Source organism: Amycolatopsis echigonensis (assembly GCF_014174495.1).
Taxonomy (GTDB): domain Bacteria; phylum Actinomycetota; class Actinomycetes; order Mycobacteriales; family Pseudonocardiaceae; genus Amycolatopsis; species Amycolatopsis echigonensis.
The window spans coordinates 1-26,463 of the sequence record NZ_JACJHR010000099.1 but is presented as its reverse complement, the minus strand read 5'-3'; the positions used below and the strand labels follow the sequence as shown (position 1 = coordinate 26,463).

Below are 26,463 nucleotides of genomic sequence, written 5' to 3'. Positions count from 1 at the left end.
CCGCGGCGGATTTCGCGATCGCGATCAGCGCCGGGTCGAGGTCGGCGTAGAGGATGCCTTCCTCGGTTTCGGCGAGCGGCTCGGCCAGCGGGGTGCCTTCGGGACCGAAGACGCGGGCGAAGCCGCCGCCGGTTCGCAGGAGCTGCCGCTTGGCTTCTGTGTCGCAGAACAACTCCTGGGCGGCCTCGCCGATGACCGAGCAGGCGGCGAGGACGAAGGTCTGTCCTTCAACCGCGTACGTGAGGCTGGCGGCGGTGTTGACCTCGGGGCCGAGCGCGGTGGCCGCGCCGCGGTAGACCGAGAAGCTCGGCCAGGAGGCGACATGGATCTCCTCGCCGAGGCTGTACATCGCGTATTTGGTCAGCGGCTGGAAATGCTCCCAGCAGTTCAGCCCGCCGAGCTTGCCGAGCGGGGTGTCGTGCACCTGCAGGTCGCTGCCGTCGCCTTCGCCGTAGACGGACCGTTCGACGTGCGTGGGCTTGAGCTTGCGGCGGACGGAAATCAGCTCGCCGGTGTCGGAGATGAACGCCTGAGCCATGTACAGGCTGCCGCCGTCGCGTTCGCTGAAGCCGAGCACCACGTGCACGCCGTTGTCGGCGGCGGCCCGGCGCAGACGCCGCATTTCGTCGCCGTCGCGGGTCATCGAGTTGGCGGCGTACCGGGGCACGAACGCCATGCCCGCGGCGGGAGAATCAAGCCAGATCCACCACGGGTAGCCGGGGACGAACGTTTCGCCGAACGCGACCAGCTTCGCCCCGCCACGCGCCGCCTCGCCGATGAGCGCGATCGCCTTGTCGATGCTGCCGGCCAGGTCCAGCCACACCGGCTCTGCCTGCACCGCCGCCACCCGCACAACGCTTTCCATGACGCCTCCTCGTTGTCGCCGTGGCAGCCATCATGCGGGCGCGGGCACCCCCGGAACTGACCGCGCGTGCCACGGTCACTGACCGCGTGCGCCACCAGGGGTCGTGCCGAACTCGGCACGGAACGCGCGGTGGAATCCGGACTCGCTGCCGAACCCGCACTGCACGGCGACCGTCGCGATCGGACGGTCCGGATGCTCGACCAGCAACGCCTTCGCCTGCTCCAGCCGGGCTCGGCGGATCGTCGCGGCGGCCCCGCCTTCGGGAGCGAAGATCCGGTTCAGCGTGCGCCGCGAGACCCGGCAGGCCGCGGCGACGAGGTCCACGTCCAAGCCTGGATCGGCCAGGTGCCGCCGGATGATCGCCGAAGCCCGCTCGCGGACGAGGGCACGCGCCGGGTCCGGCCCGGGCTCGGCGGACGCCGCGAACGACGCCGCCGCGGACAGCAGGCCGAGCGCGTGCGGCAGCAGCGAGACCGACGTCTGCGGGCTGGTCCTGGCCGCATCGGCCAGCGCGGTGAAGAACGCCGGAACCACCTGTCCCGGCCCGCCCCGGCCCAACGTCCGGGCGGTCAAGGCCCGGGTGTCGCGTACCGCCAGACCGCGCCGAGGCACCTGGACCACGAGCTGGCGGAACTCGTCGGCGAAGTTCAGCGTGTACGGGCGGGTGCTGTCGTAGAACGCCATGTCGCCCGCCCCGAGCTCGGCGACCCGGCCGTCCTGCTCGACGCGCCCGCGACCGCACAGCTGGATGCTCGCCAGCAGGTACTCGTCCCCGCTGCGGGCGATCAGGCCCGGAGTCCGGCGCACCACCTGCCCGCCAGCCGCCACAGTGGACAGTTCCAGCTCGCCGACCGGCACGTGCTCGATCCGGCCCGAAAAGGCACCCGCGGCGATCGGGGCGGCCCTGAGCTGCACGAACGTCTCGCAGATCATCTCGCGCCAGTAGGCGAACGCCTCCGCGGCGGGCACCGCCGCCGTACTCAGTTCCACCCGGGCCTGCCGGTCCATCCCCGGATTGTCACCCCGCCGGGACACCCTGTCGAGCGCGGACGAAGCTCTCGCACCGGGATCCCGACTGCCACTGCGGGCATCGAAGCGCCGGGTGCGCGATCGTGACCTTCCGGGGTCCGGGTGCGGGTAGTGTCGGTGAGGTCCGGGAGCCTCCCGTGCGCTGGCGGTCATGCCTGCGCCGCTTCCGGGCTCCGCCTACTCGCACGCCACGTGGTGACGATCGCGGGACGTTCTCCGCTTCGGTGGTTGCCGGGGACTGGAGCGTCACCGTGGCAGCAGGATCCCCTCGCAGATGTGCCTGCGTCGCAGGCAGCCGCGAAACCCGAAAGAGGAACAGCCCATGACCGCCGAAACCGCCTTCGTGTCCCGCTACGACCTGCGGGTCGCCCAGGTGCAGGACCTGCTCAAGCAGGACACCGGCCTGACCGACCCCGCTTGCCACACACTGGCAGTGCGGCTGCTGCACCTCCTCGACGAGGCACCCGAGACGCTGCGACGGTAACCCGCCCTGCCGACGTCGCCAGGACCGCAATCCAGCAAAGGGTCTTGCCTTCCAGCGACGCTCCCGCAGTACCCGCACCGCGTCGAGCATCCCGCCCCTTGTCCAGGGGCGGGCGGGTGCGCACCGGCAGTCGGGAGCGTCTGCATAGGACATACACGGCGCACTAATCGCGGATGAAGCGCGGTGAGCGACCGTCGCCGCCCTGGCCAAGGGAGAAAGACACGGCTGCCGCCTCGGAATGGTGGCCGGATCGGGCGGTCGCGGAACGCCTGGCAGGGCACAAGAGAGTCAGGACCGACGGCGACCTCCGGACAGCGAATGCGAAGGAGCGTCGCCAGCCCAACCCCGCGGCGCCCCTTCGAATTCGCGGTGCTCAGACCACCAAGACCCGCCGCCCGCGGGTGTGTCCCGCCTGGCTGTCCGCGTGCGCGGCAGCGGCTTCGGCCAGCGGGTAGGACTGATCGACCGGGATGTGGAGTTTTCCGCGCTCTACCAGATCCACCGTCTCGGCCAGGGCTTCCTTCATGTTCCCGCCCACGCCGGCGAAACGGATGCCCAGCATCGGCGCTTCCAGGTCGGCGATGGTGATCACTCGCGACGGATCTCCGGTCAGGTCAAGCAAACCGCGAATGACGCCGGTGCCGTTGAGGTCCAGGGCCGCGTCGATCTGGCCGAACTGGCGGACCCGGTCGACCCAGCCGTCGCCGTAGGTGGTCGCGATGGCACCCAGGCTTCGGACGTAGTCCTGGTTCGCGGGGCTCGCCGTGCCGATCACCTTGATTCCTCGGTCGCGCGCCACCTGCAGCACCGCGGAGCCGACTCCGCCCGCGGCACCGCTCACCAGCAATGTCTGTCCAGTTTGGACACCGACGAGACGGATGACGCGGAGCGCGGTTTCGACCACCGAGGGGTACCCGGCGGCCTCGGCGAAGGTCAAACCTGACGGCAAGCGCGCCCACGACGACAGCACGGCGAGTTCGGCGTAGGTGTTCGAGCCCCGGCCCAGCACCGGGTCGCCCACCTTGACATCGGCGACGCCCTCGCCGACCTCGTCGACCACGCCGGACGCGTCTTGGCCGACGCCGGACGGCAGGTCGATCGGGCGGATCCGCTGGAACTGGCCTTCGCGAGTGCGCCAATCGTGCGGGTTCACGCCCGCCGCTCGCACGGCGACGCGGATCTGACCGGGTCCCGCGTGGGGTTCGGGCACTTCGGCCAGTTCAAGGACTTCGGGGCCGCCGTATGCGGCGAAGCGCACTGCTTTCATGCCGCCAACGTAACAACAACGGTTAGTGTTTTGCAACGGTTAGCGTTACGGTCGACGGACCGAGCCAGCGGGTGCGCGCGCAAAGGCGCGGGGGATACGCACCGCGTGACCAAGGCTTTGTCGGCAGGTACGCCAATTCCCAGAGCGCCGGCCATGGCTTGATCGTCCGCGACGGTGAGAGCCCCGGCGGGGCCTTGCGCTCCGGCGGCGACCACCAGACCGTCCGGCGATCCGGCTGTCCGACCCGCGACTACTGGACCTGACCGAGATCAGCTCACCCCCGGCACCGGAGGCCGGGCAGTCCGGACCCGCACCGCGCTGCCCGCGCAGACGATCACCGCCAGTCCGCCCAGGATGGTCTGCCAGGTCAGCTCTTCGCCCAGGAACACCGCTGCCCACACCAGGTTCAGCACCGGCTGCACGAGCTGCACCTGGCTGACCTGAGTCATCGGCCCAAGACCCAGCCCCCGATACCACGCGAAGTAACCCAAATACATGCTCACCACCGCCAGATAAGCGAAGGCGGCCCATTCTCCCACTGTCGCATGTGGAGGGTGGCTCGCCATCGTCCCGACGGTCAACCCGACCATCAACGGCGAGGCGACCACCAGCGCCCACGAAACGGTCTGCCAGGCGCCCAATTCCCGCGCCAGCAAGCCGCCCTCGGCGTAACCCACCGCGGCGGCCAATACTGCGCCGAAGAAAAGCGCGTCCGACCACTGCAGTCCGCTGAGTCCGCCGCCTTGCAGCACCGCGAAGCCGATCGCCGCGACGGCACCGATGGCGGCCACGACCCAGAAAGCCGCGGGTGGACGTTCGCGGGCGCGGAGCACTGCTACTACGGCCGTCGCTGCGGGGACCAGCGCGATGACGACGGCGCCGTGGCTGGCGGGGGCCGTGGTGAGGGCGTAGGAGGTCAACATCGGGAAGCCGACCACCACTCCGCCCGCGACTACGGCGAGGCGGAACCACTGCGTACCGCGCGGGAGGCGTTGTTTGGTGGCGATCAGCGCGACGCTCGCGAACACCGCGGCGACCACGGCCCGGGCAGAGCCGATGAACATCGCCGAGAGACCGCCGTTTTCCACCGCGACCCGGGTGAACGGCATCGTGAACGAGAACGCCACGACGCCGAGCAGGCCCCACCAGAGACCGACCCGGGGTAACGCCGATGCCACCGGAAGAGTAGCGCTATCCTCTAGTTTCATGTCCGACGATAGCAGCTCCCGGATCGCTTCGACACTGCGCGAGTGGATCGCCACCGCCCCGGCGGGAGCGAAGCTGCCGTCGTCGCGAGAGCTGGTCGCGCGGTACTCGGCGAGTCCGGTGACCGTCCAGAAAGCCTTGCGCAGCCTGTCTTCCCAAGGGCTGGTGGAAAGCCTGCCGGGGGTCGGCACGTTCGTCCGCGCCGCGCCAGCCACCGGTTCCGGCGACTACGGCTGGCAGACCGCGGCGCTCGGAACGCCGGGGCACGGGTTGCTCAAGCAGCCCGCCTCACTGCAACCGGTATCCACCAACTCAGTAGCGCTTCATTCCGGCTATCCCGACCCGGACCTGCTGCCGGAGCGTCTCGTCCGGAGTGCGTTCTCCCGCGCGGCCCGGACGGCCGCGCTGGTCGGACGGCCGCCGACCGCGGGCGTTCCCGAACTGCAGGCCTGGTTCGCCGCGGAACTGCGCGCGGTGACACGCGCGGGCATCGCCCCGGTGACCCCGCGAGACGTCGTGATCACCCCAGGCAGCCAAAGCGGCCTGGTCACCGCCTTCCGCGCGCTGGTCGGTCCGGGACAGCCGCTCCTGCTGGAATCGCCGACGTACTGGGGCGCGATCCTCGCGGCGAGGAAAGCGGGCGTCGCGGTGGTGCCGGTGCCGAGCGGCCCGCACGGACCGGACCCTGACGTGCTGGCCAAGACGTTCGAGCAAACCGGCGCGCGAGCCTTCTACGCGCAGCCCAGTTTCGCCAGCCCGACCGGCGCGCTGTGGCAGCCCGACCTGGCCGACCGCGTCCTCGACACGGTCCGCCAGCACGGTGCCTTCCTGATCGAAGACGACTCCGCGCACGATTTCGGCATCACCGCGGAACCGCACCTGCTCGCTGGCCACGACGACGACGGCCACGTGGTCTACCTCCGTTCCCTCACCAAGAGCGTCTCCCCGGCGATCCGCGTTGCCGCGCTGATCGCCCGCGGCCCGGCGCGCGACCGGATTCTCGTCGACACTCTGGCGGAATCGATGTACGTCAGCACGGTGCTGCAGACCGTCGCGCTCGACATCGTGACCCAGCCCGCCTGGCGCACCCACCTGCGCCGGGTCCGGCACCAGCTCAAGACCCGCCGGGACCTGCTGCTCGCCGGCCTCCGCGACCACGCGCCCGCGGTGCGGGTGGAATCCGTGCCGCAGGGCGGCTTGAACCTCTGGGCGCGGCTGCCCGGAACGGTCGACCTGGCGCGCGTGGTCCGCGACTGCGAGTCCGCCGGAGTGGTCATCGGTCCTGGCGACGAATGGTTTCCCGCCGAACCGACCGGTCGATTCATCCGGCTCAACTACGCCGGACCGAATCCGGACGCGTTCGCCGACGCCGCGCGGGTGATCCAGGAGGCGGTACTGGCGAACGCCTGATGATTAGCCATTTTCCGCGCGCAGGGCGGCCTTTTGCACCTTCCCGGACGGCGTCAGCGGCAGGCTGTCGCGGAGCACGATCTGACGCGGAACCTTGTAGTCAGCCACCTTTCCCGCGCAGAACTCCTTCAATTCCGCCTCAGTGACCGCCGAATCCGGTGCCGGGACAACGTAATACCGGCCGATCTCCCCCAGCACGGGATCGGGAACGCCGACGCCGGCCGCCAGCAGAACTCCGGGGTGCGCGGCGAGGACGTTCTCGACCTCGACCGGATAAATGTTGAATCCGCCTTGGACGAACATGTCCTTGGCGCGGCCGTGCAGCGTCAGGTAACCGTCCTCGTCCGCCCGGGCCATGTCGCCGGTGTGCAGCCAGCCGTCCGCGTCGACCGCCGCCGCGGTTTCGGCCGGCAGATTGTGGTAGCCAGCCATGATCGACGGGGTACGGAACAGCAATTCGCCAGTTTCCCCGACCGGCAATGCTTCTCCGGACGGCGAGGCGATTTTCGCTTCCACGCCGGGGAAAGGGACGCCGATGGAACGTTCGGTCGCTTCCGTGCTGGCACCCCACGGCGTCATCACCACCGCACCGGACACCTCGCTCAGCCCGTACAGATTCATCACCGTCGCGTTCGGGAACGCAGCCGTAAGGCGTTGCAGCAGAGCAGGTTCCGCGTTCGCGCCGCCGGTGACGACTACGCGAATCGCCGAGGTGTCGACGCCAGCGAAACGCTCGTGATTCAGCAGCAGCGTGTGCATCGTCGGCACGCCGACCCAGATCGTCAGGCCAGCAGTCCGGAACAAATCGGCAGCGACACCCGCGTCGAAGGCGGGCAACAGCACCGAACGGCTGCGCGCGACCAAAGCGGACAGGACGCAGCAGGTAATACCGCTGACGTGATTCAGCGGAACGGCCACCGGGAGTACGTCATCGCGGCTCAGCTGGAGGTGATCGGCCTCCGCGGCCGCGGACGCCAACTGGCCGCGGTGAGTCAGCGTCGCGCCTTTGGGACGACCGGTGGTGCCGGAGGTGTAAATGATCATCACCGGGTCGTCCGCTTCGACCGCCGCCGAAGCAGCAGCCACCGCATCGGTGTCCGCCTCCGCTGTGCCGAGTTCGGCGAAAGTCGTGACGGAAACGCCGGGCAGCGCGAGGTTTTCCAGCAGCGCAAGGAAATCGACGTCGCCCGCCGAAGGTTCGGTCACCACGAGACGCGCACCGGAATCGTTCAGGATGTGCGCGAATTCGGTTTCCCGGTACCGCGGGCTCAATCCGACCACCACCGCGCCGATCTTCGCGGCGGCGAAGTACACCGCCAGCCACTCCGGCGTCGTGCGCCCGTTGACAGCGATCCGGTCGCCGCGCCGCACGCCCCGCCGCAGGAAATCGACGGCGATCCGGTCCGACCAGGAATCCATCTCGGCGAACCGGAGGTCGCGCGAACCGGCGGTCCAGCCGACGGCGTCCGCGGGAGCGCTGCGGAGCAGGTCGGGAATACGCGTCATCACTCGTCCTCACTCGGTCAGGTGGACGGCGAGGAAGTCGAGCTGATCCGCGACCGCCTTTTCGACCACAGGCGGATGGTAGACCGTGAAGTGATCCGCGTCGTAGTGCTTCAGCTCCGCCCGCGGCGCTTCCTCGGCCACCGCGACGGCAATCGACGGGTCGATGAGATTCTCGCGGTCGCAAGCGCAGATCAGCAGCGGACACCGCACGCGAGGAGCCTGCGCGGCGGCGTTGTAGAACACCATGGCCAATCCGGACGCGGCGGTGATCCGGTTGTCGAACTCGTAACCGTCCGGCGTCACCGATTCCCAGCCCTCCAAAGCGCCGGGCTGATTCACGAAGGCCAGGTCACCCGGGCGGCCGACCAGCGGAACGTACCGGCGAGGCAGCCGCAACGCCGACCGCACCAGGTCGGAGACGATCGGCCCGGCGAACCGCGCAAGGTGCCGCAGCCCGGCTCGCGCGACGACGGCGCGGCCGCTGAACACCGGGCACTGCACGACCGCCGCAGCCAGCGACGGATGCCGCGCCGCCGCGGCGAGCACGTGGCTGGCCCCGAACGACGTTCCCCACAACGCGATCCGGCCGGCGTCGATCTCCGGCCGCGCGCGGGCGAACGCCAGCGCCGCGTCGACATCGCGCGCGTACCGGCGCTGGCTGACCAGCTGCCGGGGCTCGCCGCCGGACTCGCCGAGGTGCCGGAAATCGAACGCCAGCACGGCGAAACCCGCCGCGGAGAACCAGGTTTCGTACTGGCCGAGCATCATCGCGTGCGTCGCGCCGCCGCCGTGCACGAGCACGACCGCCGGATGCGGTCCCGGTCCGTCCGGGAGGGTGAGCCAGGCCGCGCACTCGTCGCGGCCGGAACGGAAGCTGGTGCGCATGGCCTCTCCATCAAGTACGTTGTACGTGAACCTACCTAAACACGTACCTTGTACTTAATCAAGGAGCACCATGCCCGCACCGCGGAAGTTCACGCGCGAACGGCTGCAGGCCGCCGCGCTCGCGCTGGTCGACGCCGCCGGACTGGACGGCCTGACCATGCGCAGCCTCGCGACCGAACTGGGCACCGGGCCGATGACGATCTACAACTACGTCGACGGCCGCGACGGGCTGGAGCGACTCGTCACGGAGGCGGTGCTGGCAGAGGCGGCCTGGCCGGAACCGTCGGACGACTGGCGGGCCGACGTCCATGCCGTCGCCGAGGGGATGTGGCGGGCGGTGCGGGCGCATCCGCACGCCATCCCGCTGATCCTGACCCGGCGCAGCCTCGATCTGACGACGCTCCGTCCGGCCGAAGCTCTGGTGCAAGCGCTTGCGCGCAGCGGACGGTCCGGCGCGGACCTGCTGGTCGCGTTCCGGACCGTGTCGGCCTTCGTCACGGGCTTCGCGCAGGCCGAACTGGTCGGTCCGCTGTCGCGCGACAAGGACGTCACCGAGACCACCGGCCGGATCGCGGCACTGCCGCGAGACCAGTTCGCCGGACTCGCCGAAATCGCCACGGCAGCCGAGGCCAGCGACCCGGAGGCCGAGTTCGCCGCGGGAATGCGCATCGTCTTGCATGGGCTGCAAGGAAAAACCCGGTGACCGCACCAGGCGGCCACCGGGTTACCCGTCGCCCTCAAGACAGGTGATGCACCTCCTGCAGCCCGTACACCGGCGTCTCAATGCCCTCGAACCGCGCCTTCAGCTGCAGCGCCAGGTACAGCGAGTAATGCCGGGACTGGTGCAGATTCCCGCCGTGGAACCACAAACCCTCCTGCTGGGTGGGCTTCCACATGTTGCGCTGCTCGCCCTCCCACGGACCCGGGTCCTTCGTCGTGTCCGAGCCGAGGCCCCAGCATTTGCCGACCTTGTCCGCGGTTTCCTGCCCGACCAGGTCGGCGACCCAGCCGTTCATCGAGCCGTAGCCGGTCGCGTAGACGACCACGTCGGCTTCCAGCTCGGTGCCGTCCTCGAGCACCACCGAGTTCGCGGTCAGGTGGTCGACCTGGCCGTGCGCGAGCTTGATGCTGCCGTTAGCGACGAGTTCCGACGCGCCCACGTCGATGTAGTAGCCGGAACCGCGGCGCAGGTACTTCATGAAGAGGCCGGAGCCGTCGTCGCCCCAGTCGTGCTTGAAGCCCGCCGCCTCGAGCCGGGCGTAGAAGTCCGCGTCGCGCTCGTGGATCGCCTGGTACACCGGGATCTGGAACTCCGGCATGATCCGGTACGGGATCGAAGCGAAGATCAAGTCGGCCTTCTCCGTGGTGACGCCCGCAGCCACCGCGCGCTCCGAGTACAGGTCGCCGAGGCCGAGGTCCATCAGCGAATCCGACTTCACGATGTGCGTCGACGAGCGCTGCACCATGGTCACGTCCGCGCCGTGCTCCCACAGCGCCGCGCAGATGTCGTGCGCCGAGTTGTTCGAGCCGACGACGACCGCCTTCTTGCCCGCGTACGCGTCCGGTCCGGGGTGCTGCGACGAGTGGTGCTGGTCGCCTCGGAACTCGTCCATCCCGGGGAACGACGGCAGATTCGGCTTGCCGGACATCCCGGTCGCGAACACGACGTGCCGCGGCGTCAGGACCACCTGCTCCCCGTCGCGGTCCACCGTGACGTGCCACTGCTTCGCTTCGTCGTCCCAGGCCGCGGAGGTGACCGTCGACCGCGTCCAGTACGGCACCTCCATCAGGCGCGTGTACATCTCGAGCCAGTCGCCGATCTTGTCCTTCGGCGCGAACACCGGCCAGTTCTCCGGGAACGGCAGGTAGGGCAGGTGGTCGTACCAGACCGGGTCGTGCAGGCAGAGGTTCTTGTACCGCTTGCGCCACGAATCGCCGGGCCGGTCGTTGCGCTCCACCACCAGCGAGGGCACGCCGAGCTGGCGCAGCCGCGCGCCGAGCGCGATCCCGCCCTGCCCGCCGCCGATCACGACGACGTAGGGCTGCTGGTCGTAGCCGAGCTTCTCCTGCTCCTCGGCCCGCTTCTCCGCCCACGACCGGCGCCCGCGGACCACACCGTGCTCGACGCCCTTGGGCCGCCGTTCCCGCTGCGGCTCCTCGAACCCCTTCAGCTCGCGCAGGCTGGTGAGCAGCGTCCACGCGCCTTCTTCCTTCAGCCGCAGATGCCCTTTCGCGCGTCCGACGGCGGTCTCGAACTCGATCCACGCCTCGGTGACGCCGTCGGCTTCGGTGGCCGGTTCGGTGGTGCGGAACCCGCTCGGATCGGTCGACTCCAGGCAGCCGCCGAGCAAGCCCGCGACCCCGTCGCGGCCCTCGACGGTCTTGAGGTTCCAGGTGAACGAAACCAAATCGCGCCAATACGAATCGACGGCGAACAACGCCGCGGCAGCCTCGATGTCGCGGGCGGCCAGCGCGGCCTCGAACCGGGCCAGCCAGTCCTCGACCCGGGCCTGCGGCGTGCCCGCCTGCGCGATCCGGTCGACCGTCTGTGTCATGGCTGCTCCTCCATCTGCTCGCGATACCAGCGTCGTCGGTGGTGTAGCGCCGATCACACTCTCTGAGCGAGCCGCGCGGCAAGGGTTGCAACGAGTTGCACGCGCCGAGGCATGACAACGTCGGCGCAGGTCACCTATGCTGGACCGCTGACGCGATGGTGCGGGAGGTGACTGTGGTGGTGCACAGTGCGGTGCCTCCGGGCCGCAACCTGCCCACCCACGCCCGCGACCTCGTCCGCATGCACGAAGCGGTCATCGGCGGCAGCCGTCCCGCGGTGCCGCCGCGCCCGCTCGTCTCGCGCTCCTGGTCCCGCGTGCTGAGCCTCGGCCTCACCGCCGACGGGATGAACGCGCGCGATTCGGTGCCCGAGGACGAGGTCGAACGCCGGAGGCACGACTCCCCGCTGCGGCACGTCATCGAGGACCTCCGCCAGGTCGTCGGCGCGACGTCCGATTCGGCGCACATGCTCCTGGTAGTCACCGACGCCGATGGCATCATCCTGTGGCGCGAAGGCTCGTCCGCCGTTCGCCGCAAGGCGGACACGCTGGGTTTCGTCGAAGGCTCCGAGTGGACTGAATCCCGCGTCGGCACGAACGCGATCGGCACCGCGCTGGCCGAAGCCGCGCCCATCGAACTGCTCGCCGGCGAACACTTCGAGCAGAACCAGCACCCGTGGTACTGCACGGCCTCCCCCATCCACGACCCGCGCACCGGCGAACTGCTCGGCGTCATCGACGTCAGCGGCCCCGCACTGACCCTGCACCCGGCGATCGGCGCCCTCGTCGAAACCGGCAAACGGCTGGCCGAATCCGAACTGTGGCGCACGCACCGCCAGCGCCTCGAACGACTGCGCCACATGGCTGAACCCGTCCTGTCCTCCGGCCCCGCCCTGGTCGTGGACGAGGACGGCTGGGTCGCGCACAGCGTCGGCGTCTCCGCGGGCGAACGCATCGCCGCCCCCAAACCCGGCCAGGTCCTCGCCGTCCCCGGGCTGGGAGCCTGCCTCCCCGAACCCATCGCCGACGGCTGGCTCGTCCGCCCCGCCAGCACCGCACGCACCGTCCAGCTCGACCTCGACCTCACGCCCGCTCCCCTGCTCAGCCTCCAAGCCGGCGACACCGGCTGGCGCCGGCCGCTCACCAAACGACACGCAGAAATCCTGGTCCGCCTCCACAAAGCCGGCCGCGAAGGCCTCACCGCGGTCGCGCTCAGCCACGCCCTCTACGGAGACGCCGAACACCTGGTCACCGTCCGCGCCGAGGTGTCGCGCCTGCGCCGCCTGCTGGGCGCCATCGTCGACACCCGCCCCTACCGCCTGGCCGACGGCGTGCGCATGACTGTCCACGCAGGACAGTGACCAGCGCGCTCCCCGAAACCAGGCCCCCCGGTGCGGCGTCGCCGAGGCGTCCGCTAATGTTTACGACACGTTGCACAGCAGCAAGCGCGATTAGCTCAGCGGGAGAGCGCTTCCCTGACACGGAAGAGGTCACTGGTTCAATCCCAGTATCGCGCACTCCAGTCCACCCCAGGCTGGTGCGTTGCACAACGGGCGATTAGCTCAGGGGGAGAGCGCTTCGTTCACACCGAAGAGGTCACTGGTTCGATCCCAGTATCGCCCACGTTCGAGGCTCGAGGCGAGGTGTGCCCGCGAAACACGCGGGCCTTCCTCGCCTCGAAGTGTTTTCTGGGGGTGCAACCCCCAGGCCCCGCCCGGCGGGGCTTCGCCCCCCGGACCCCCCATCGCGTGTGGTCCGGTTGGGGGTGTCGGTGCCGCGGTGTCGGTGGCTGGGGACTGGGCCTCTCGCTTTTAGCGCTTCGAGTGTGGGCGGGCCGCTGGCTTGGCGGTGCTGGGGCTGGCTCATTGTTCAGGTCGTGCGCCGGGGGGCGGGGCGGGTGGGTCAGCGGTTGGTGGGTTTTGTTCGGTTCGCGGCGGTGTTTCTGATCTTCTTGGTGCGGCCGTGCTCGGCAAGGAGGGCCAGCGTCTGCGGCGAGGCGGAGAAATCGGCCAGCCGTCGTTGCATCCAGTTGCTCGCCGAGGACAGAGAGGCGACGCTCGGGGTCTGGCCGTTTTCGGTGGCTAGCCACAGGTTCCAGTCCAGCAGTCGCTGACGGACGAACTCGCGGTTTTGCGGAGCCAGCTGGTTTGCCTCGGCGGCGATCTCCGCTGCCTGCTGCTGGAACTTCGACGGAGCCGTCGTCGCGAGGTGGTCTACTAGGTTCACCAGTGCGGTCTTGGCTGTCAGTGGTTCTGGATCGCGTGCCAGCACTGCCGCCAGGTCGCGAGGACTCGGCGCGACGGCCGCGGCGATGACGCGGCGGTAGGCGGCGGACCGGGCGTGTTCGTCGGCGACCGTGGCGTCGAGGTCGACGTCAGTGAGCCCGGCGGCTTCGAAGAGAGCGGCCAAGTCGGCTCGCAAGGTTGTCACCGGACACCCTTCGGCGGCCCCGTCAGAAGCTCCAGGGGTCTGGGTGCGGGACCCGCGACGGGTCTTCCGACCAGACCAGGCGGGCTTCCACATCCGGGGCGGCGAGCTTCCGCAAGCGTTCGGCCGCCCATTCGTTCCAGTAGAGCTTGGTCGACTGCGGCACCCGGAAAACCGGGAGATGCCCGGGCACCGCGTCCGGGCGGAACACCGACCGCCGGATCACGCCGTCCCATTCCGGCTCGGACGATTCGGTCGTGTCCAGGCAGTCGACGACCTGCTCGACGAGAAAGAGGAACCAGTCCTCGCTCTCCTTGCCGTCAACGGTGAGCGGCAGCAGGCTTCCCGAAGCCTCGAAGTCGGCGCGGAACTCGTCGGCAACGCGGCGGCCGACGATCGGGGCCTCGTCCGCGCCCGGCGAGAACTCCACCGGCCGCCAGTCCCGGTCGCCGACCCACTCCGCGGCGATCCCGCGCGGGTAGTCGTCCGGCGAACCGGAAAGCATCCAGCGGACGACCTTCGTCAACTCGCCGCCGATGGTCAGGGCGCGGTACTCCCCGCGGGCTTCGCTCACGCTCGGCAGCAGCCGGCACACTGCCCGGCCACGTGGGATCTCGGCCATCACGCGGTCCAGTATGCCCCAGGCCCCGGCGCCCCGCTGGAAAGCTCGCCCAGCACCGATTTCCCGATGCCGCGCAACTCGTTCCGCAGCAGCCCGCCGATCGCGGTCTGGCTGAGACCGCGCGCCTGCCCTTGGGCGACGACGCCCTGCAGCCGGTTGTAGACCTTTTCGTGGAATCCCCCGCGGTGCGTGTAATTGTGCGGCGTCGGATGGCCCAATGGAATCCCGTTCGCGGGGTCGTTGATGTCGACTTTGTGCGCGTCGAGCAAATCCCGGCTTTTCGCGCCCCACGCCCATTGGTTCTTGCTGCCGCCGGACGGGACGATGTGCGCGGCCGCCTCGCCCGGTGCGGGAGCGCGTCCCTCGGCCGCCATGTTGTCGCGGAGGATCGCGGCGTTCTGCTTGCACGTCAGCAATCCGAGATAGTCCAGCCACGCCATCGGGTTGACCGCGTACGAACGCTGGTTCGGACCGCCGGCGAGACCGAGCGGATCGGCGCTGGTGTACTCCGCGGTCGCCGGGTCGTAATGCCGGAAGTAGTTGTAGTGCAAGCCGGTTTCGGGATCGAAGTACTGCCCGGGGAACCGCAGCGGGGTGTCGGCGGTCGAGTCCGGGGCCCGGCTGGTGATGCCCCACACGGTGCGCCGCGCGTGCCAGGCGACGGCGCCGCTCTCGTCGACCAGTTCGGTCGGAGTGCCGAGCAGATCGGTGACGATCGCGAAAAACCGTTCGTCCACCACGTGTTGCGGAGCGTCGGCCATCGTCCGGCGTTCGACCTGGCTCACCGGCCGCACGCCGTCGCGGTCCCAGGTCGTGGTCACCACGTCCGGACGGTCGCCCGCCCGGGTGCTCTGTTCGACGAGATGCACGCCGTCCCAAGCGAAAACGGTTTCCTCGGCCACGTGCACGCCGTCCGGGGCGAGGCGTTCCTTGGCGATCCGCCGCCCGAGCGGGTCGTGCCGGTAGCGCCATCTGGTCCCGTCCGGGGTCGTCACGCCGGTCAGCCGGTCGTCGCCGTCCCAGGTGTAGCGCCAGATCCTCCGCTGCCCGGACAGCGTGCGGCTGGACCGTTCGACGATCCGGCCCTGCGCGTCGTGCCGGTAATGCACGGCGCCGCTGCGGCGGAGAACGACGCCGGCGTATTCGCGGCCGCCTTGCGCGGCTGGGTCCTGATCCGGCCACTCGGCGTTGCTGACATTGCCGAATTCGTTGTAGGCGTAGCGTTCCGTCCATCCGGCCCCGTGCACCGCGGTGACGCGGCCCCAGCGGTCGAGGTCGTACTGCCGGGTGCCGGCGAGCTGATCCTGGATGCCGGTGACGACGCTGTCCGCGCGGTAGTGATACGTGCGCCGCTGACGCGACCTGGCGAAGGCGTCGGTCACCTGCTGTCCGGCGAGGCGATGGTTCGCGTCCCAGGTCTGGTTCACCATCGCGCCGCCGCCGAGCTGGCGGCGGACCTCGCGACCGGCCGCGTCGTAGCTGAGCCGGACCGTGTGGCCGTCGGTGCGGACCACCACCGGCTGGTCGTTCCCGTTGTACTCGCACCCGGTCCGCACCCCGGCCGGAGTCACCCGCAGGATCCGCCTGCCCAGCAGGTCGTACACCGATTCGACGGCACGTCCGTTGCACGTTTCCCTCAGCACCCGGCCGAGCGGATCGCGCTCGACGACCAGTTCGGCGTCCGGCCCGGATGCCCGGAGCAGCTGGTCGGTCGCGTCGAATTCGTACGTCGTCACCTGGCCGCCGACGCGTTTCTCGATGACGTTCCCCCGCGCGTCGTGGCGGAAAGTCATGACTTCGCCCGCGCCGTTCGTCCGGGCGACCAGCTGGCGGGCCGGGTCGTACGCATACGACAGCGTCCGGCCGCCGAAATCGGTCTCCGAAACCAGGTTTCCCGCGGGGTCGTAGGTGTAGCGCCACACCCGGCCCTGCGGATTGACGACCGACACCAGCCGCATTTCGGTGTCGTACCCGAATTCCAGCCGGGATCCGTCGACGTCGATTTTCGCGGACGGCGAGTCGAAATACGTGAATTCGGTGCGGATAGTCTGGCCGAGGGCGTCGACGTAAGCGATTTCGTTGCCTTCGCCGTCGTACCGCCATTGTTCAGTGGTCCCGTCCGGCTGAGTACAGGAAAGCAGCTTGCCCTCGACGGTCCAGGAGAACCGGGTGACACCGCCGAGCGGATCGACAACCGCGCTGATCCGGCCGAAAACGTCCCGGGTGTAGCGGGTCGTGGCGCCGAGGAAATCGGTGACCGCGACCGGAAGGCCCGCCGCGTCGGTCTCCACGCGGCGGGTCTGGCCGAGCGCGTTGGTCAGCCCGGCCGGATGCCCGCGGTGATCGAAGTGGTACCGGGTGACCGCGCCCGCGGGATCGGTGACCGAGGCGAGATTGCCGCGTTCGTCGTACTCGTTGCGCCACACCGCCCCGTCCGGCCCGGTCAGCACGACCGGCTGGCCGGCGCTGTCGTACTCGGCGGTCGTGGTCCGGCCGTCCGGGTCGGTGACCGCGACCAGCCTGCCGTCCTCGTCGTAGCGGAACCGGGTCGTCTGCCCGAGCGGGTCGGTGCGCGAAAGCAGCCGGTCGTAGCGGTCCCGCTCGGTCACCACCGCGTGGCCCAAGGGATCGACCGCACGGACGAGCTGCCAGGCGTCGTTGAAGTGGTAGGTCGTGACGTGGCCCAGCGAATCGGTGTAGGTCGTCGTCCGGCCCGCCGAGTCGTAGTCGATGGTGCAGGCGAGGGCGCCGCCGGAGCCTTCGGTGCGGACGCACCGGCCGAGTTCGTCGAAAACGTAGCCGTACCACCGGTCGTTGCGGTCGATCCACTTGACCACGCGGCCCTGGCTGTCGTACTCGAACCGGGTCGGCAGGCCGGAGGAATTGAGGATTTCGACCAGCCTGCCCGCGTCGTCGTAGCGATAGCGCACCAGCTCGATCGCGGCCCCGGTGTCCGGGCTGAGCAAACGAAGCCCGGTCACCAGGCCGTTTCCGCTGTCCACCGCGATCCGGTACCCGCCCGAATGCCGGATCAGCGTCGGGACGCCGTTCTCGTCGCGGTCGACCTCGATCCGGTTGCCGTTGCGGTCGGCGATCGCCGCGAGCGGCAGCACGGCGATCGCGCCGGCTTGGTGCGAGGCCGTGAAACGCAGCGTACGGCGGAGTTCCGGGCAGCTGATCGCGTAGCCGCCGTCCGGCGTGCGCGTCAGCGGCCACCGCGCGCCTTCCTCCGGCAGCACCGGCGAACCGTCCTCGGGCGGGACCGGGTACGCCAGCAGTACGCCGTCCGGGGCGGCATACCAGATCCGTGTGCCGTCCGATTCGAGCCGCTCGTCCAAAGTGGAGGCCCACGAACGGCCGAAGAACCGGCCGACGCGATACGACGAGATGTGCGCCCTGGTCACCACGAGCGGCAGGGCGCCGGGCAGTTCCACGTCGGTCTGCACCATCAGCATGTCGCCGGTGGCCAGGTCGATCGGGTCGCCTCCCTCGCACTTCCCGTCGTTGGACCGGCCGTCCTTGCGCGGATCGCCGTTCTCGTGCACGGAGCCGTCGCCGTCCGGGTTCCCGGTGCGCGCCTCGCTCGGCGAGGTCGTCCCGTCCGGTGCGGCGCCGGGATCGTCGGCGTGGGCGGCCTGTGTCCCGTCGCCGCCGGGTTCCTTGCCGTGCGGCGAGGTGTGCGGATCTTCGGCGGACGACACGTGGGTCGCGTCGCCGCCTTCGCCGGGGCGGCCGTGCAACTCGCCCAGCACCTTTTTGATCGACGCGAAGATCTCCTCGAGCTTCGACATCAACGGCCGCAACTTCTCGACCGAGTTGATCAGTTTCTTGAGCAGCGCGCCGATTTTCTCCAGCCACGCCGACACCTGCTCGACGACCTGCGCCACCACGACCGGCGTGCCGAGCCCGAGCGAGCACACCTCCTCCAGCGCGTCCTGGACGAAATCGCCGACCGCCTGGGTGATCATGTCCCGGACGAGGCAGCGCACCGCGGCGGTGATCACGCCGACGACCTCGACCACCGTGCTGATCGTGTTCGCGCAGGTCGCCGCGGCGTTGATGTGGTCGATCTTCTTCCCGATGCTGGCCCGGTACGCGTCGGCCGCCGCGCCCTTCCAGTTCGCGGTGTCCTGCTGGACAGTCGCGGCCAGGTCCTTCGCCGCCTGCTCGGTCGCCTTCCCGATGTTCTTCCAGGTCTGCGAATAGGCCGAGATCTGGTCGCCGTCGCCGGCCAGCTGGTTCAGTGCGTCCTGCAACGGCTTCACGTGCTCGATCAGCCAGTTCAGCCCGTAGGAGATCAGCGTGCCGACCGGGTTCATCGCGATGGTCAGCATGTCGAGGCCGGTGCCGAAGGCGGCGATCCCGCCCTCGATCCACGAACCCGACTGCACCCCGTCGTACACGCCGGCGGCGTCGTCGAGGACGTTGATCCCGCTGTGCCAGGTGGTCGAGTCCTGCCGCTGCGCCACCAGCGGGTTGCTCACGAGAGCTTCTTTCCGAGGCCGTTGATGGTCTGCGTATGGTTCTGCTCCGCGGTCTGATACGTCGTCACGGCCTGGTTCACCGACTGCGCCACCTGGCCCATCGCCTCCTGCGCCAACGCCAGCGTCGCCAGCCCGGGCGCGCTCACCGCGAGCACGATCGGCACGAACAACGGACCGGTGATCATGCCGTACGCCTGCACCCCCACCGTCACCTGCTCCGCCGCGGACAACGCCTGCCCCAGCGTCTTGCCGACCTGCTCCACGGCTTTCGCGTGCTTGGCGAGATCGTCCGGATGGACCTCGTAGCCGCCGGAACCGTCACCTGCCATCGGATCCCCCGGATTCATCCCCGTGTCATGAACGAGTGGCCGAAGCCGTCCTCGTCCTCGTCCGAACCGCCCGGAGGACGCCGCGCCCGAGGCGGTTTCGGTGCGGGTTCCTCCTCGATGGCACCGAGGTTCCGGACGTGCTGGCTCTCGGCCGGTTCCGGTTCTTCCGGCTCCGGCTCGGGAAACTTGGCCCGGTAGTTGCCGACGATCGTGTCCACCGTCTGCCGGTCGTCGCCGATCGTCTCCGCCATGACCTCGCCGAGCCGGTCCGGCAACCGCGATTGCGCCCGCCGCAGGGTCGTCAGGACCGCGGCGGCCACCTGCGCCCCGGAAAGCTCCCGGACCTGATCGGTGATCCGCAGATCGGTCACGTTCCCCGCCGAGTCCACCGTGACCGTGACCAGCCCGTCCTTGCCCGTCTCGGTCACCGCGACCTGCCCGACCGCCGCTTGCATGGCTTGGTACCGCTGGGCTTTCTGCTTCGCCTGCGCCACCATCTGGTCCACTCGTGCCGCCGCGTCCCCGCCGGAAAGCGGATCGGTCATCCCGGTCACTCCGTTCCCCCGTTTTTCGAACCTGTCGAGGAAACCACCGGCGTTCGAGGCGAACGGCGCGGACTGCGCAAGTTAGCTCGAACGGCCGAGGCGTTCCCGGCCGGAAAACAACGGGTTAACCGGTTTGCCCGAATCCGGGAACACGGCCCGGGACGGCGCGAGTATTCACCCGTACGCCAGATCCGGGACATCCGGCTCGGCAATGCTCTGCTCCGGGCGAGCGGCGGCCGGTAAATCCGGGCGACCGCTGTCTCGCCGCGAGCACGTGGAGGAACGAAACATGGCGGGTACGAGTCGCCGGAACTTTCTCGGCATGGCGGGCGCTTCGCTGGCCGGGGCCGCGGCCGGAGGGCTGCTGCCCGGGTCTATCGGGAAGGCGCTCGCGGTCGAACCGGCCCGCCGGTCGGGGACCATCGAGGACGTCGAACACGTCGTCGTGCTCATGCAGGAAAACCGGTCCTTCGACCACTACTTCGGCACCATGCGCGGCGTGCGCGGCTACGGCGACCCCCGGCCGCACCTGCTGCCCAACGGGCGGCCGGTCTTCTACCAGCCGCCGGCCAAGGTGCGGACCGCCAGCTACAAGAGCCGCGGCCTGCCCGACGACGCCGAGTACGTCCTGCCGTTCCCGCTCGACGCGTTGCGCACCAGCGAGCACATCGCCGGCACCCACCACGGCTGGGGCAGCGGCGAACCGCTGTGGAACGGCGGGCGCTACGACGGCTGGGTGAACGAAAAGCAGGACGTGTTCACCATGACCTATCAGCAGCGGTCCGAACTGCCGTATCACTACGCGCTCGCCGAAGCATTCACCATCTGCGACGCCTACCACTGCTCCGTCCCCGCGGACACCGCGCCGAACCGGATCCTCCTGTGGTCCGGCACGATCGACACGCAGAACCGCCTCGGCAGCAAGCAGAACGGGCCCGGGCTCTGGGAACGGCCGGACACCAACGGCTACAGCTGGACGACCTACCCCGAACGGCTGCAGCAGGCCGGCGTCAGCTGGAAGCTCTACCAGGGCGGCAGCGGCATCCCCGGCGAGCCGACGGACAACTACACCGACAACTCCCTCGAGTTCTTCGCGAACTACCACGCGAAGGAAGGCGCGTCCGGGCCGCTGGTCGAGCAGGGCGTTTCGACGCACACGCTCAAGGAGTTCCGCGCCGACGTGCAGGCCGGGAAGCTGCCGCAGGTCACCTGGATCGTCCCGCCGTACAAGTACAGCGAGCACGCCGCCGCGTCCGCCAGCGACGGCGCGTACTACCTCAACCTCGTTCTCGACGCGCTCGTCTCGAACCCCGAGGTGTGGAGCAAGACCGTCTTCTTCATCAACTACGACGAGAACGACGGCCTGTTCGACCACGTCGTCCCGCCGATGCCGCCGCTGGTCAACCGGCCTGGCACGGACGGGCTCGTCTCGCGCTCGCTCGCGGCGAGCCTGCCGGACGAGACTCTCGACTTCGACAAGCTCCCGAAGGGCACCGGCGGCGCACCGACCGGCGTTTCGCTCACCGGCAAACACCCCGCCGGACTCGGTTCCCGCGTGCCGATGCTCGTCGTGTCGCCGTGGTCGCGCGGCGGCTGGGTCTGCTCGGAAACCTTCGACCACACCTCGGTCCTGCGCTTCCTGGAAGCCCGGTTCGGCGTGGCGGAGCCGAACATCAGCGCGTGGCGCCGGTCCGTCTGCGGCGACCTCACCTCGGCGTTCGACTTCTCCCGCCCGCAGACCAAACCGGTCGTGACGCCCACCCCCGCCCCGCTGCCGAGCAAGAACCAGCCGTTCTCGGTGAAGCTGCCGCAGGCGATGCCGAAGCAGGAGCCGGGCGTCCGGCCCGCGCGGGCGCTGCCGTACCGGTTCACCACCGCACTCGCCGGAAACCGCGACGGCCGCTCGGTTTCCGTGCAGTTCACCAACGACGGCACCGCGGGCGCGTACTTCTACGTCTACGCGCACGGCGATTCGCCCCGCCGCTACACGGTCGCCGCGCACGACACCATCAGCGACACCTGGGAAGGCGCGCCGGGCACCGACGAGCACGGCCACTACGACCTGCGCGTCACCGGCGCGAACGGCTACCTCGCGCAGTTCACCGGCACCACCGCGGACACCACCGAGCCCGAGGTGTCGGTGTCCACGAACAACTACGGCACCCCGCTGCTGACGCTGACCGTCACGAACCCGGGCCGCCAGCGCCGGAAACTGAAGCTGCGCAACGACTACAGCACCAGCGCCGCCCGGACGATCGTGCTCGGACCCGGCGAAACCGTACGGGTGCCGTGCGAGACGGCGTCCTCGTTCGGCTGGTTCGACATCTCGCTGACCGACCCGGCCGCACCGGGCTACCTGCGCCGGTTCGCCGGGCACAACGAAACCGGCCGCCCCAGCTTCAGCGACCCTGGTCCGCAGCGGTAATCTCGTTGAACGAAAGCGGAAACGCCCGGTCGAGCGGAACCGGCCGGGCGTACCGCTGCTTCACCGAGTCGGCCGTGGTGCGACAGCGGCCGAGCGCGTCGCGGTGTCGAAGCCGAAGGTTCTCTCGGCTCGTCGCGAAGACCGTCTCCCCGGTCGGGCTAAAGTCCGGCGCATGAAGCGCGCATCGGTGGCCGAGGGGCTCGACCTCTACCTGCCCGTCTCCACGACCCGCCCCGCGCACGCGCTCGAAACCGCATTGCGCGCCGCGGTCGTCGACGGCCGACTCCCCGTGGGAACCCGGCTGCCCGCCTCGCGCGCACTCGCCGCCGACCTCGGGATCGCCCGCAGCACCGTCTCCGAGGTCTACTCGCGGCTCGCCGCCGAAGGCTGGCTGGAGAGCCGCGTCGGTGCCGGGACGTGGGTCGCCGGGTTTCCGCGCCAGGCGAAACCGGTTGCCGTGCAACGACAATCACCGCCGGAGTACGAGCTTCGCGGCGGCCTCGCCGACGCCGGCGATTTCCCGCGCAGCCAATGGAGCGCACAAACCAGGCGGGCGCTGTCGGACCTGCCAGTCTCGGCATTCGCCTATGCACCGCCCGAAGGCGCGGTCGAACTCCGCGACACCCTCGCCGGTTACCTCGCCCGGACTCGCGGCGTGGCGGTCACCGCGGCGGAAGTCCTGATCGGCAGCGGCTTCGGCGACCTGCTGTCGTTGACCTGCCGAAGCATTCGCGCGCGCGGCGGCAAGCGGATCGCCGTCGAGGAGTACGGGCACGAGCGGCATCGGCGCATCATCGCCGAGTCCGGACTGGAGATCGTCGCGATCCCCGTCGACGCGGACGGCGCCGACATCGCGGACGCTCAAGCGGACGCGGTCTTTCTCACCCCTGCGCACCAATTCCCGACCGGAGTCCCGCTCTCCCCGGAACGCCGCCGAGCCGTCGTCGAATGGGCGAATGCCCGCGACGCGCTGATCCTGGAGGACGACTACGACGGCGAGTTCCGCTACGACCGCCGCAGCATCGGCGCGCTCCAAGCCCTCGCACCGGATCGGGTCGTCTACCTGGGCACGTCAAGCAAAGCCCTCGCGCCTGCCGTCGGCGTCGCGTGGGCGGTGACCCCGCCCGCACTTCTCCCCGAACTGCTCCGGCAGCGGAGCCTCAGCGGCGTCACGCCGAGCGGTCTGCATCAGCAAGTCCTCGCCCGGTTCATCGAGTCCCACGAATACGATCGAGCCGTCCGCCGACGCCGCGCGACGTTCCGGACGCGCCGCGAACTGTTTGCCCAGCTCCTCGCCGAACGCACCCCGGAGCTGCGGCCCGGCGGTCTCGCCGCAGGTCTGCAATGCCTGGTCGAACTCCCGGACGCGGATGCCGAAGCGCGCACGCTCGCCGCCGCCCGCCAGTTCGGCGTCGCCCTCGAAGGACTCGCGGACTACCGCGCCCCCGGCTGCAACCCGGACCGCGCCGGGGTCGTCATCGGCTACGGCGCGGTGTCCTCCGCCCGCGCCGCGCGCGCCCTCGCGCTGGCCGCCGACGCCCTGGCAAATGGACTGAGTTCTTAGTGCTGGATTGGCCAGTAACCCAGTCCATTAGAGACCTAATCTAGTTCCATGACAACGACGAACCCCACTCTGGTCCCGATCCCCCAGCGCCTCGATTTCGACGCGCTGGCCCCGATTTTCTCCCGCGCGATGAGCACTCTGGACGACGCCGCGACCCAGCAGCTCGACCAGGCCGGCATCGACCCGGGTCTGCGCGAACTGGTCCGTCTCCGCGCGTCCCAGCTCAACGGCTGCGCGTACTGCGTAGACATGCACTCGCAGGCCGCGCGCAAGGAAGGCGTCACGGCGCAGCGGGTCGACGCGCTCGCGGTCTGGGCGGAATCCGGCCTGTTCACCGCCGCCGAGCGGGCCGCGTTCGCGCTCACCGAGGACGTCACGCGCCTCTCCGAAACGCACGTGCCCGAGTCGACCGTCTCGGAGGCGATCGCTTCGTTCGGCGAGGAAGGCGCGGCCGCGTTGATCGCGCTCATCACCGCCATCACCATGTGGAACACGGTCGGCGTGACGACCCGCTGCTGGTCGGTCAGCCCGGCATGAGCACCGCGCGCACGGCGATCCGGCGGCTCGCCACCGCACAAGCCCTGACGTCGGCGGGCGACGGCGCGGTCCTGGCCGTGTCCGCCGTCCACTTCACGACCCGGGTCGGCCTGCCGGCGGGAATCGTGGCGCTCGGGCTGTCGCTCGGCGCCGCGACGAGCCTGACCACCACCGTCCCGTTCGGGACGCTGCTGGACCGGATCGGCGCCCGCCGCGCACTCGCCGCGGCGACCGTCGCCGCGGTCGGGGGCCTGCTGCTGTTCGCCGTCGCGCACACTGTTCCGCTGTACATCGCCGCGTGCGCGCTCTTCGCCTGCGGGCAGAGCGCGCTCGCGGCGGGCCGCCAAGCCGTCGTCGCGACTGTCGTGGCTCCCGAAGGACGTGTCCGAGCCCGCGCGCTGCTGCACACCGCCGTCAACATCGGCATCGGCGCGGGCTCCGGGCTCGGCGCGCTCGTCCTGGCCGCGGGCACCAACGCGGTCACCGTGTTCGTCGTGGACGCCGGACTGTTCGTCTTCGCCACCGCGCTGTACCTGCACAGCGGGCCAGACGCACCGACCGAACGCCAGGTCGGCTGGCCAGCCTTGCGCGACCGCCGCTACGTCACCCTGACCATGCTGGCCGCGGTCACCCAGCTGACCATGCCGATCCTCAGCGTCACGCTTCCACTGTGGATAGTCACGCGCAGCTCTGCTCCACAATGGACGTCCGCAGTGGTGCTGCTGGCCAACACCGTCCTCGTCGTACTCCTTCAACTGCCGATCAGCCGACAGGTCCGCGACGGCCGCACCGCACGCCGATCCCTTGCCGCAGCCGGAATTTTCCTGATCGCCGCCTGTTCCGTCTTCGGCTCGCTCGGCGCTTCCGCACACCCGGTGGTCCTGGCGCTTGTGGGCGCGCTCCTGCTCACCGTCGCCGAAACGACCGCCTCCGCCGGTGCCTGGCACCTCGCGTTCAGCCTTGCCCCGGAAGGACATCAGGGGCAATACCAAGCGCTGTTCGCCACCAGCACCGCACTCGCCCGCATCACCGGACCGATCGTGCTGGTCCCGCTCGTGCTGACGTTCGGCCTCCTCGGCTGGACGCTCGCCGGGCTCGGGATGCTGGCCGCGGCCGCCGCGCTGGCGGCCATGGCCGCCCCTCAGCGGAAAGCGGACTGCCCGGTGATGGCCTGACCGACGACCAGCGTGTGCATCTCGACGGTGCCCTCGTAGGTCAGCACCGATTCGAGGTTGTTCATGTGCCGGATCACCGGGTACTCCAGCGAAATCCCGTTCGCGCCGAGGATCGTGCGCGCGGTGCGGCAGATTTCGATCGCCTCGCGGACGTTGTTCAGCTTGCCCATGCTGACCTGTTCCGGCCGCAGCACCCCGGCGTCCTTGCGCCGTCCCAAGTGGATCGCGAGCAGCAACGCCTTCGTGTACTCGAGCGTCATGTCGACAAGTTTCTGCTGCGTCAGCTGGAAAGCGGAGATCGGCTTCCCGAACTGCGTGCGGTCCTCGGCGTAGGCCATCGCCGCCTGCAAGCAGGAACGCGCCGCGCCGACCGAGCCCCACACGATGCCGAAGCGCGCTTCGTTGAGGCAGCTCAACGGCCCCTTCAGCCCGGTGACCTCCGGCAGCACCGCGTCCGCGGGCAGCCGCACGCCGTCGAGAACGAGTTCGCTGGTGACCGAAGCACGCAGCGACATCTTGTGCTTGATCTCCGGTGCCGAGAAGCCCGGGGTGTCGGTGGGCACCACGAAGCCGCGCACGCCCTTGTCGGTCTGCGCCCAGACCACGGCGACGTCGGCGACGCTTCCGTTGGTGATCCACATCTTCCGGCCGTCGAGGATCCAGTCGTCGCCGTCGCGCCGCGCGCGCGTGCGCATGCTGGCCGGGTCCGAGCCGGCGTCCGGTTCGGTCAGCCCGAAGCAGCCGATCGCGTCGCCCGCCGCCATCGACGGCAGCCACTGCTGCTTCTGCTCCTCCGAACCCCATTTCCAGATCGCGAACATCGCCAGCGAACCCTGCACCGACACCAGCGAGCGGATGCCCGAGTCGGTCGCCTCCAGCTCGAGGCACGCGAGCCCGTACTCGGTCGCCGACATCCCGGCGCAGCCGTAGCCCTCCAGGTGCATGCCGAGCACGCCGAGCGAGCCCAGGTCCTTGGCCAGGCCGCGGACGTCGGGCAGCTCGCCGCGCTCGAACCACTCGCCGACATACGGGTCGATCCGGTCGGCGCAGACCCGGCGGACCGCGTCCGCGATCGCCTTCTCGTCTTCGGTGAACAGGTCGCCGAGCCCGGCGGGGTCGCGCGGATCCAGCGGCGGCAGGGACTTCGTGGC

At 69.8% G+C, this 26,463-nt stretch carries 21 protein-coding genes and 2 tRNA genes; 10 read left to right on the top strand and 13 right to left on the bottom strand.

The window, feature by feature from the left end:
* On the bottom strand, positions 1-865 hold an 865-nt coding region (locus H5411_RS40210), incomplete at its 3' end, for a carbon-nitrogen hydrolase family protein (RefSeq protein ID WP_183126844.1).
* A gap of 75 nt (positions 866-940) precedes the next feature.
* Entirely contained in the window at positions 941-1,873 is a 933-nt protein-coding gene (locus H5411_RS40205) for an AraC-like ligand-binding domain-containing protein (protein ID WP_158242435.1), read from the bottom strand.
* Between the two features lie 343 nt (positions 1,874-2,216).
* Here H5411_RS40205 and H5411_RS40200 point away from each other — a divergent pair, with 343 nt between their 5' ends.
* On the top strand, positions 2,217-2,378 hold the full coding sequence (locus tag H5411_RS40200) for a DUF6307 family protein (protein WP_167441804.1): 162 nt from the start codon (positions 2,217-2,219) through the stop codon (positions 2,376-2,378).
* 373 nt (positions 2,379-2,751) lie between these two features.
* On the opposite strand, the gene H5411_RS40195 is transcribed toward H5411_RS40200, so the two are convergent.
* Positions 2,752-3,645 (bottom strand): NADP-dependent oxidoreductase, encoded by an 894-nt coding sequence (locus tag H5411_RS40195; RefSeq protein WP_183126842.1) that lies wholly within the window; start codon positions 3,643-3,645, stop codon positions 2,752-2,754.
* A 269-nt stretch (positions 3,646-3,914) separates the two neighbouring features.
* Complete coding sequence (locus H5411_RS40190; protein WP_101434045.1) at positions 3,915-4,853, bottom strand: DMT family transporter; 939 nt, start codon at positions 4,851-4,853, stop codon at positions 3,915-3,917.
* Between H5411_RS40190 and H5411_RS40185 the strand changes: the two genes are divergently transcribed.
* Positions 4,852-6,261, top strand: coding sequence for an aminotransferase-like domain-containing protein (locus H5411_RS40185; RefSeq protein WP_183126840.1), 1,410 nt, complete (start codon positions 4,852-4,854; stop codon positions 6,259-6,261). The genes H5411_RS40190 and H5411_RS40185 overlap by 2 nt on opposite strands.
* Positions 6,262-6,264: 3 nt before the next feature.
* Here the strand turns inward: H5411_RS40185 and H5411_RS40180 are convergent, their stop codons facing one another.
* Both H5411_RS40180 and H5411_RS40175 read right to left on the bottom strand, forming a co-directional pair.
* Entirely contained in the window at positions 6,265-7,767 is a 1,503-nt protein-coding gene (locus H5411_RS40180) for a class I adenylate-forming enzyme family protein (RefSeq protein WP_183126839.1), read from the bottom strand.
* Positions 7,768-7,776: 9 nt separating this feature from the next.
* Positions 7,777-8,652 (bottom strand): alpha/beta hydrolase, encoded by an 876-nt coding sequence (locus tag H5411_RS40175; protein ID WP_183126837.1) that lies wholly within the window; start codon positions 8,650-8,652, stop codon positions 7,777-7,779.
* Positions 8,653-8,722: 70 nt separating this feature from the next.
* Here H5411_RS40175 and H5411_RS40170 point away from each other — a divergent pair, with 70 nt between their 5' ends.
* Positions 8,723-9,355, top strand: coding sequence for a TetR/AcrR family transcriptional regulator C-terminal domain-containing protein (locus H5411_RS40170; RefSeq protein WP_183126835.1), 633 nt, complete (start codon positions 8,723-8,725; stop codon positions 9,353-9,355).
* Positions 9,356-9,389: 34 nt separating this feature from the next.
* Here H5411_RS40170 and H5411_RS40165 read toward each other — a convergent pair whose 3' ends face one another.
* The gene (locus H5411_RS40165) at positions 9,390-11,207 is read right to left on the bottom strand and encodes a flavin-containing monooxygenase (protein WP_183126833.1); all 1,818 of its coding nucleotides are present in this window, start codon (positions 11,205-11,207) and stop codon (positions 9,390-9,392) included.
* A 173-nt stretch (positions 11,208-11,380) separates the two neighbouring features.
* Between H5411_RS40165 and H5411_RS40160 the strand changes: the two genes are divergently transcribed.
* From H5411_RS40160 to H5411_RS40150, 3 genes are all read left to right on the top strand, one after another.
* Positions 11,381-12,565, top strand: coding sequence for a sigma-54-dependent transcriptional regulator family protein (locus H5411_RS40160; protein WP_183126856.1), 1,185 nt, complete (start codon positions 11,381-11,383; stop codon positions 12,563-12,565).
* An 84-nt stretch (positions 12,566-12,649) separates the two neighbouring features.
* Positions 12,650-12,721 (top strand) — tRNA-Val (locus H5411_RS40155).
* 34 nt (positions 12,722-12,755) lie between these two features.
* Positions 12,756-12,827, top strand: a tRNA-Val gene (locus H5411_RS40150).
* A gap of 279 nt (positions 12,828-13,106) precedes the next feature.
* Here the strand turns inward: H5411_RS40150 and H5411_RS40145 are convergent.
* Genes H5411_RS40145 through H5411_RS40125 form a run of 5 tightly spaced genes read right to left on the bottom strand, consistent with a single transcriptional unit; the run spans position 13,107 to position 19,611 of the window.
* Positions 13,107-13,634 carry a hypothetical protein gene (locus tag H5411_RS40145; RefSeq protein WP_183126831.1) on the bottom strand — a complete coding sequence of 176 codons (528 nt, stop codon included), beginning with the start codon at positions 13,632-13,634 and terminating at the stop codon, positions 13,107-13,109.
* Positions 13,635-13,656: 22 nt separating this feature from the next.
* Positions 13,657-14,256, bottom strand: a complete 600-nt coding sequence (locus H5411_RS40140) for a hypothetical protein (protein ID WP_220818117.1) — start codon at positions 14,254-14,256, stop codon at positions 13,657-13,659.
* Entirely contained in the window at positions 14,253-18,737 is a 4,485-nt protein-coding gene (locus H5411_RS40135) for a DUF6531 domain-containing protein (protein ID WP_183126829.1), read from the bottom strand. The genes H5411_RS40140 and H5411_RS40135 overlap by 4 nt, the downstream gene beginning before the upstream one ends.
* Positions 18,734-19,066 (bottom strand): type VII secretion target, encoded by a 333-nt coding sequence (locus H5411_RS40130; protein WP_183126827.1) that lies wholly within the window; start codon positions 19,064-19,066, stop codon positions 18,734-18,736. The genes H5411_RS40135 and H5411_RS40130 overlap by 4 nt, the downstream gene beginning before the upstream one ends.
* Before the next feature lie 14 nt (positions 19,067-19,080).
* Positions 19,081-19,611 (bottom strand): YbaB/EbfC family nucleoid-associated protein, encoded by a 531-nt coding sequence (locus tag H5411_RS40125; RefSeq protein ID WP_183126825.1) that lies wholly within the window; start codon positions 19,609-19,611, stop codon positions 19,081-19,083.
* A 289-nt stretch (positions 19,612-19,900) separates the two neighbouring features.
* Here H5411_RS40125 and H5411_RS40120 point away from each other — a divergent pair, with 289 nt between their 5' ends.
* The 4 genes from H5411_RS40120 to H5411_RS40105 all read left to right on the top strand — a co-directional run bounded on the left by H5411_RS40120 (position 19,901) and on the right by H5411_RS40105 (position 25,312).
* Entirely contained in the window at positions 19,901-22,036 is a 2,136-nt protein-coding gene (locus H5411_RS40120) for a phosphocholine-specific phospholipase C (protein ID WP_183126823.1), read from the top strand.
* Between the two features lie 172 nt (positions 22,037-22,208).
* Positions 22,209-23,600: a MocR-like pyridoxine biosynthesis transcription factor PdxR gene (pdxR, locus tag H5411_RS40115; protein WP_183126820.1), complete on the top strand. Its 1,392-nt coding sequence runs from the start codon at positions 22,209-22,211 to the stop codon at positions 23,598-23,600.
* A 48-nt stretch (positions 23,601-23,648) separates the two neighbouring features.
* Entirely contained in the window at positions 23,649-24,137 is a 489-nt protein-coding gene (locus H5411_RS40110) for a carboxymuconolactone decarboxylase family protein (protein WP_101434033.1), read from the top strand.
* The gene (locus tag H5411_RS40105; protein ID WP_101434422.1) at positions 24,134-25,312 is read left to right on the top strand and encodes an MFS transporter; all 1,179 of its coding nucleotides are present in this window, start codon (positions 24,134-24,136) and stop codon (positions 25,310-25,312) included. Before H5411_RS40110 ends, H5411_RS40105 begins: the two co-directional genes overlap by 4 nt.
* On the opposite strand, the gene H5411_RS40100 is transcribed toward H5411_RS40105, so the two are convergent.
* Positions 25,279-26,451 carry an acyl-CoA dehydrogenase family protein gene (locus H5411_RS40100; protein WP_183126846.1) on the bottom strand — a complete coding sequence of 391 codons (1,173 nt, stop codon included), beginning with the start codon at positions 26,449-26,451 and terminating at the stop codon, positions 25,279-25,281. The genes H5411_RS40105 and H5411_RS40100 overlap by 34 nt on opposite strands.
* Positions 26,452-26,463: the final 12 nt, after the last annotated feature.

Coding starts and splice junctions, on each gene's coding strand:
- H5411_RS40205 (WP_158242435.1), bottom strand. CDS start 1,873: ATGGACCGGCAGGCCCGGGTGGAACTGAGTACGGCGGCGGTGCCCGCC.
- H5411_RS40200 (WP_167441804.1), top strand. CDS start 2,217: ATGACCGCCGAAACCGCCTTCGTGTCCCGCTACGACCTGCGGGTCGCC.
- H5411_RS40195 (WP_183126842.1), bottom strand. CDS start 3,645: ATGAAAGCAGTGCGCTTCGCCGCATACGGCGGCCCCGAAGTCCTTGAA.
- H5411_RS40185 (WP_183126840.1), top strand. CDS start 4,852: ATGTCCGACGATAGCAGCTCCCGGATCGCTTCGACACTGCGCGAGTGG.
- H5411_RS40190 (WP_101434045.1), bottom strand. CDS start 4,853: ATGAAACTAGAGGATAGCGCTACTCTTCCGGTGGCATCGGCGTTACCC.
- H5411_RS40180 (WP_183126839.1), bottom strand. CDS start 7,767: ATGACGCGTATTCCCGACCTGCTCCGCAGCGCTCCCGCGGACGCCGTC.
- H5411_RS40175 (WP_183126837.1), bottom strand. CDS start 8,652: ATGCGCACCAGCTTCCGTTCCGGCCGCGACGAGTGCGCGGCCTGGCTC.
- H5411_RS40170 (WP_183126835.1), top strand. CDS start 8,723: ATGCCCGCACCGCGGAAGTTCACGCGCGAACGGCTGCAGGCCGCCGCG.
- H5411_RS40165 (WP_183126833.1), bottom strand. CDS start 11,207: ATGACACAGACGGTCGACCGGATCGCGCAGGCGGGCACGCCGCAGGCC.
- H5411_RS40130 (WP_183126827.1), bottom strand. CDS start 19,066: ATGGCAGGTGACGGTTCCGGCGGCTACGAGGTCCATCCGGACGATCTC.
- H5411_RS40125 (WP_183126825.1), bottom strand. CDS start 19,611: ATGACCGATCCGCTTTCCGGCGGGGACGCGGCGGCACGAGTGGACCAG.
- H5411_RS40120 (WP_183126823.1), top strand. CDS start 19,901: ATGGCGGGTACGAGTCGCCGGAACTTTCTCGGCATGGCGGGCGCTTCG.
- pdxR (WP_183126820.1), top strand. CDS start 22,209: ATGAAGCGCGCATCGGTGGCCGAGGGGCTCGACCTCTACCTGCCCGTC.
- H5411_RS40110 (WP_101434033.1), top strand. CDS start 23,649: ATGACAACGACGAACCCCACTCTGGTCCCGATCCCCCAGCGCCTCGAT.
- H5411_RS40105 (WP_101434422.1), top strand. CDS start 24,134: ATGAGCACCGCGCGCACGGCGATCCGGCGGCTCGCCACCGCACAAGCC.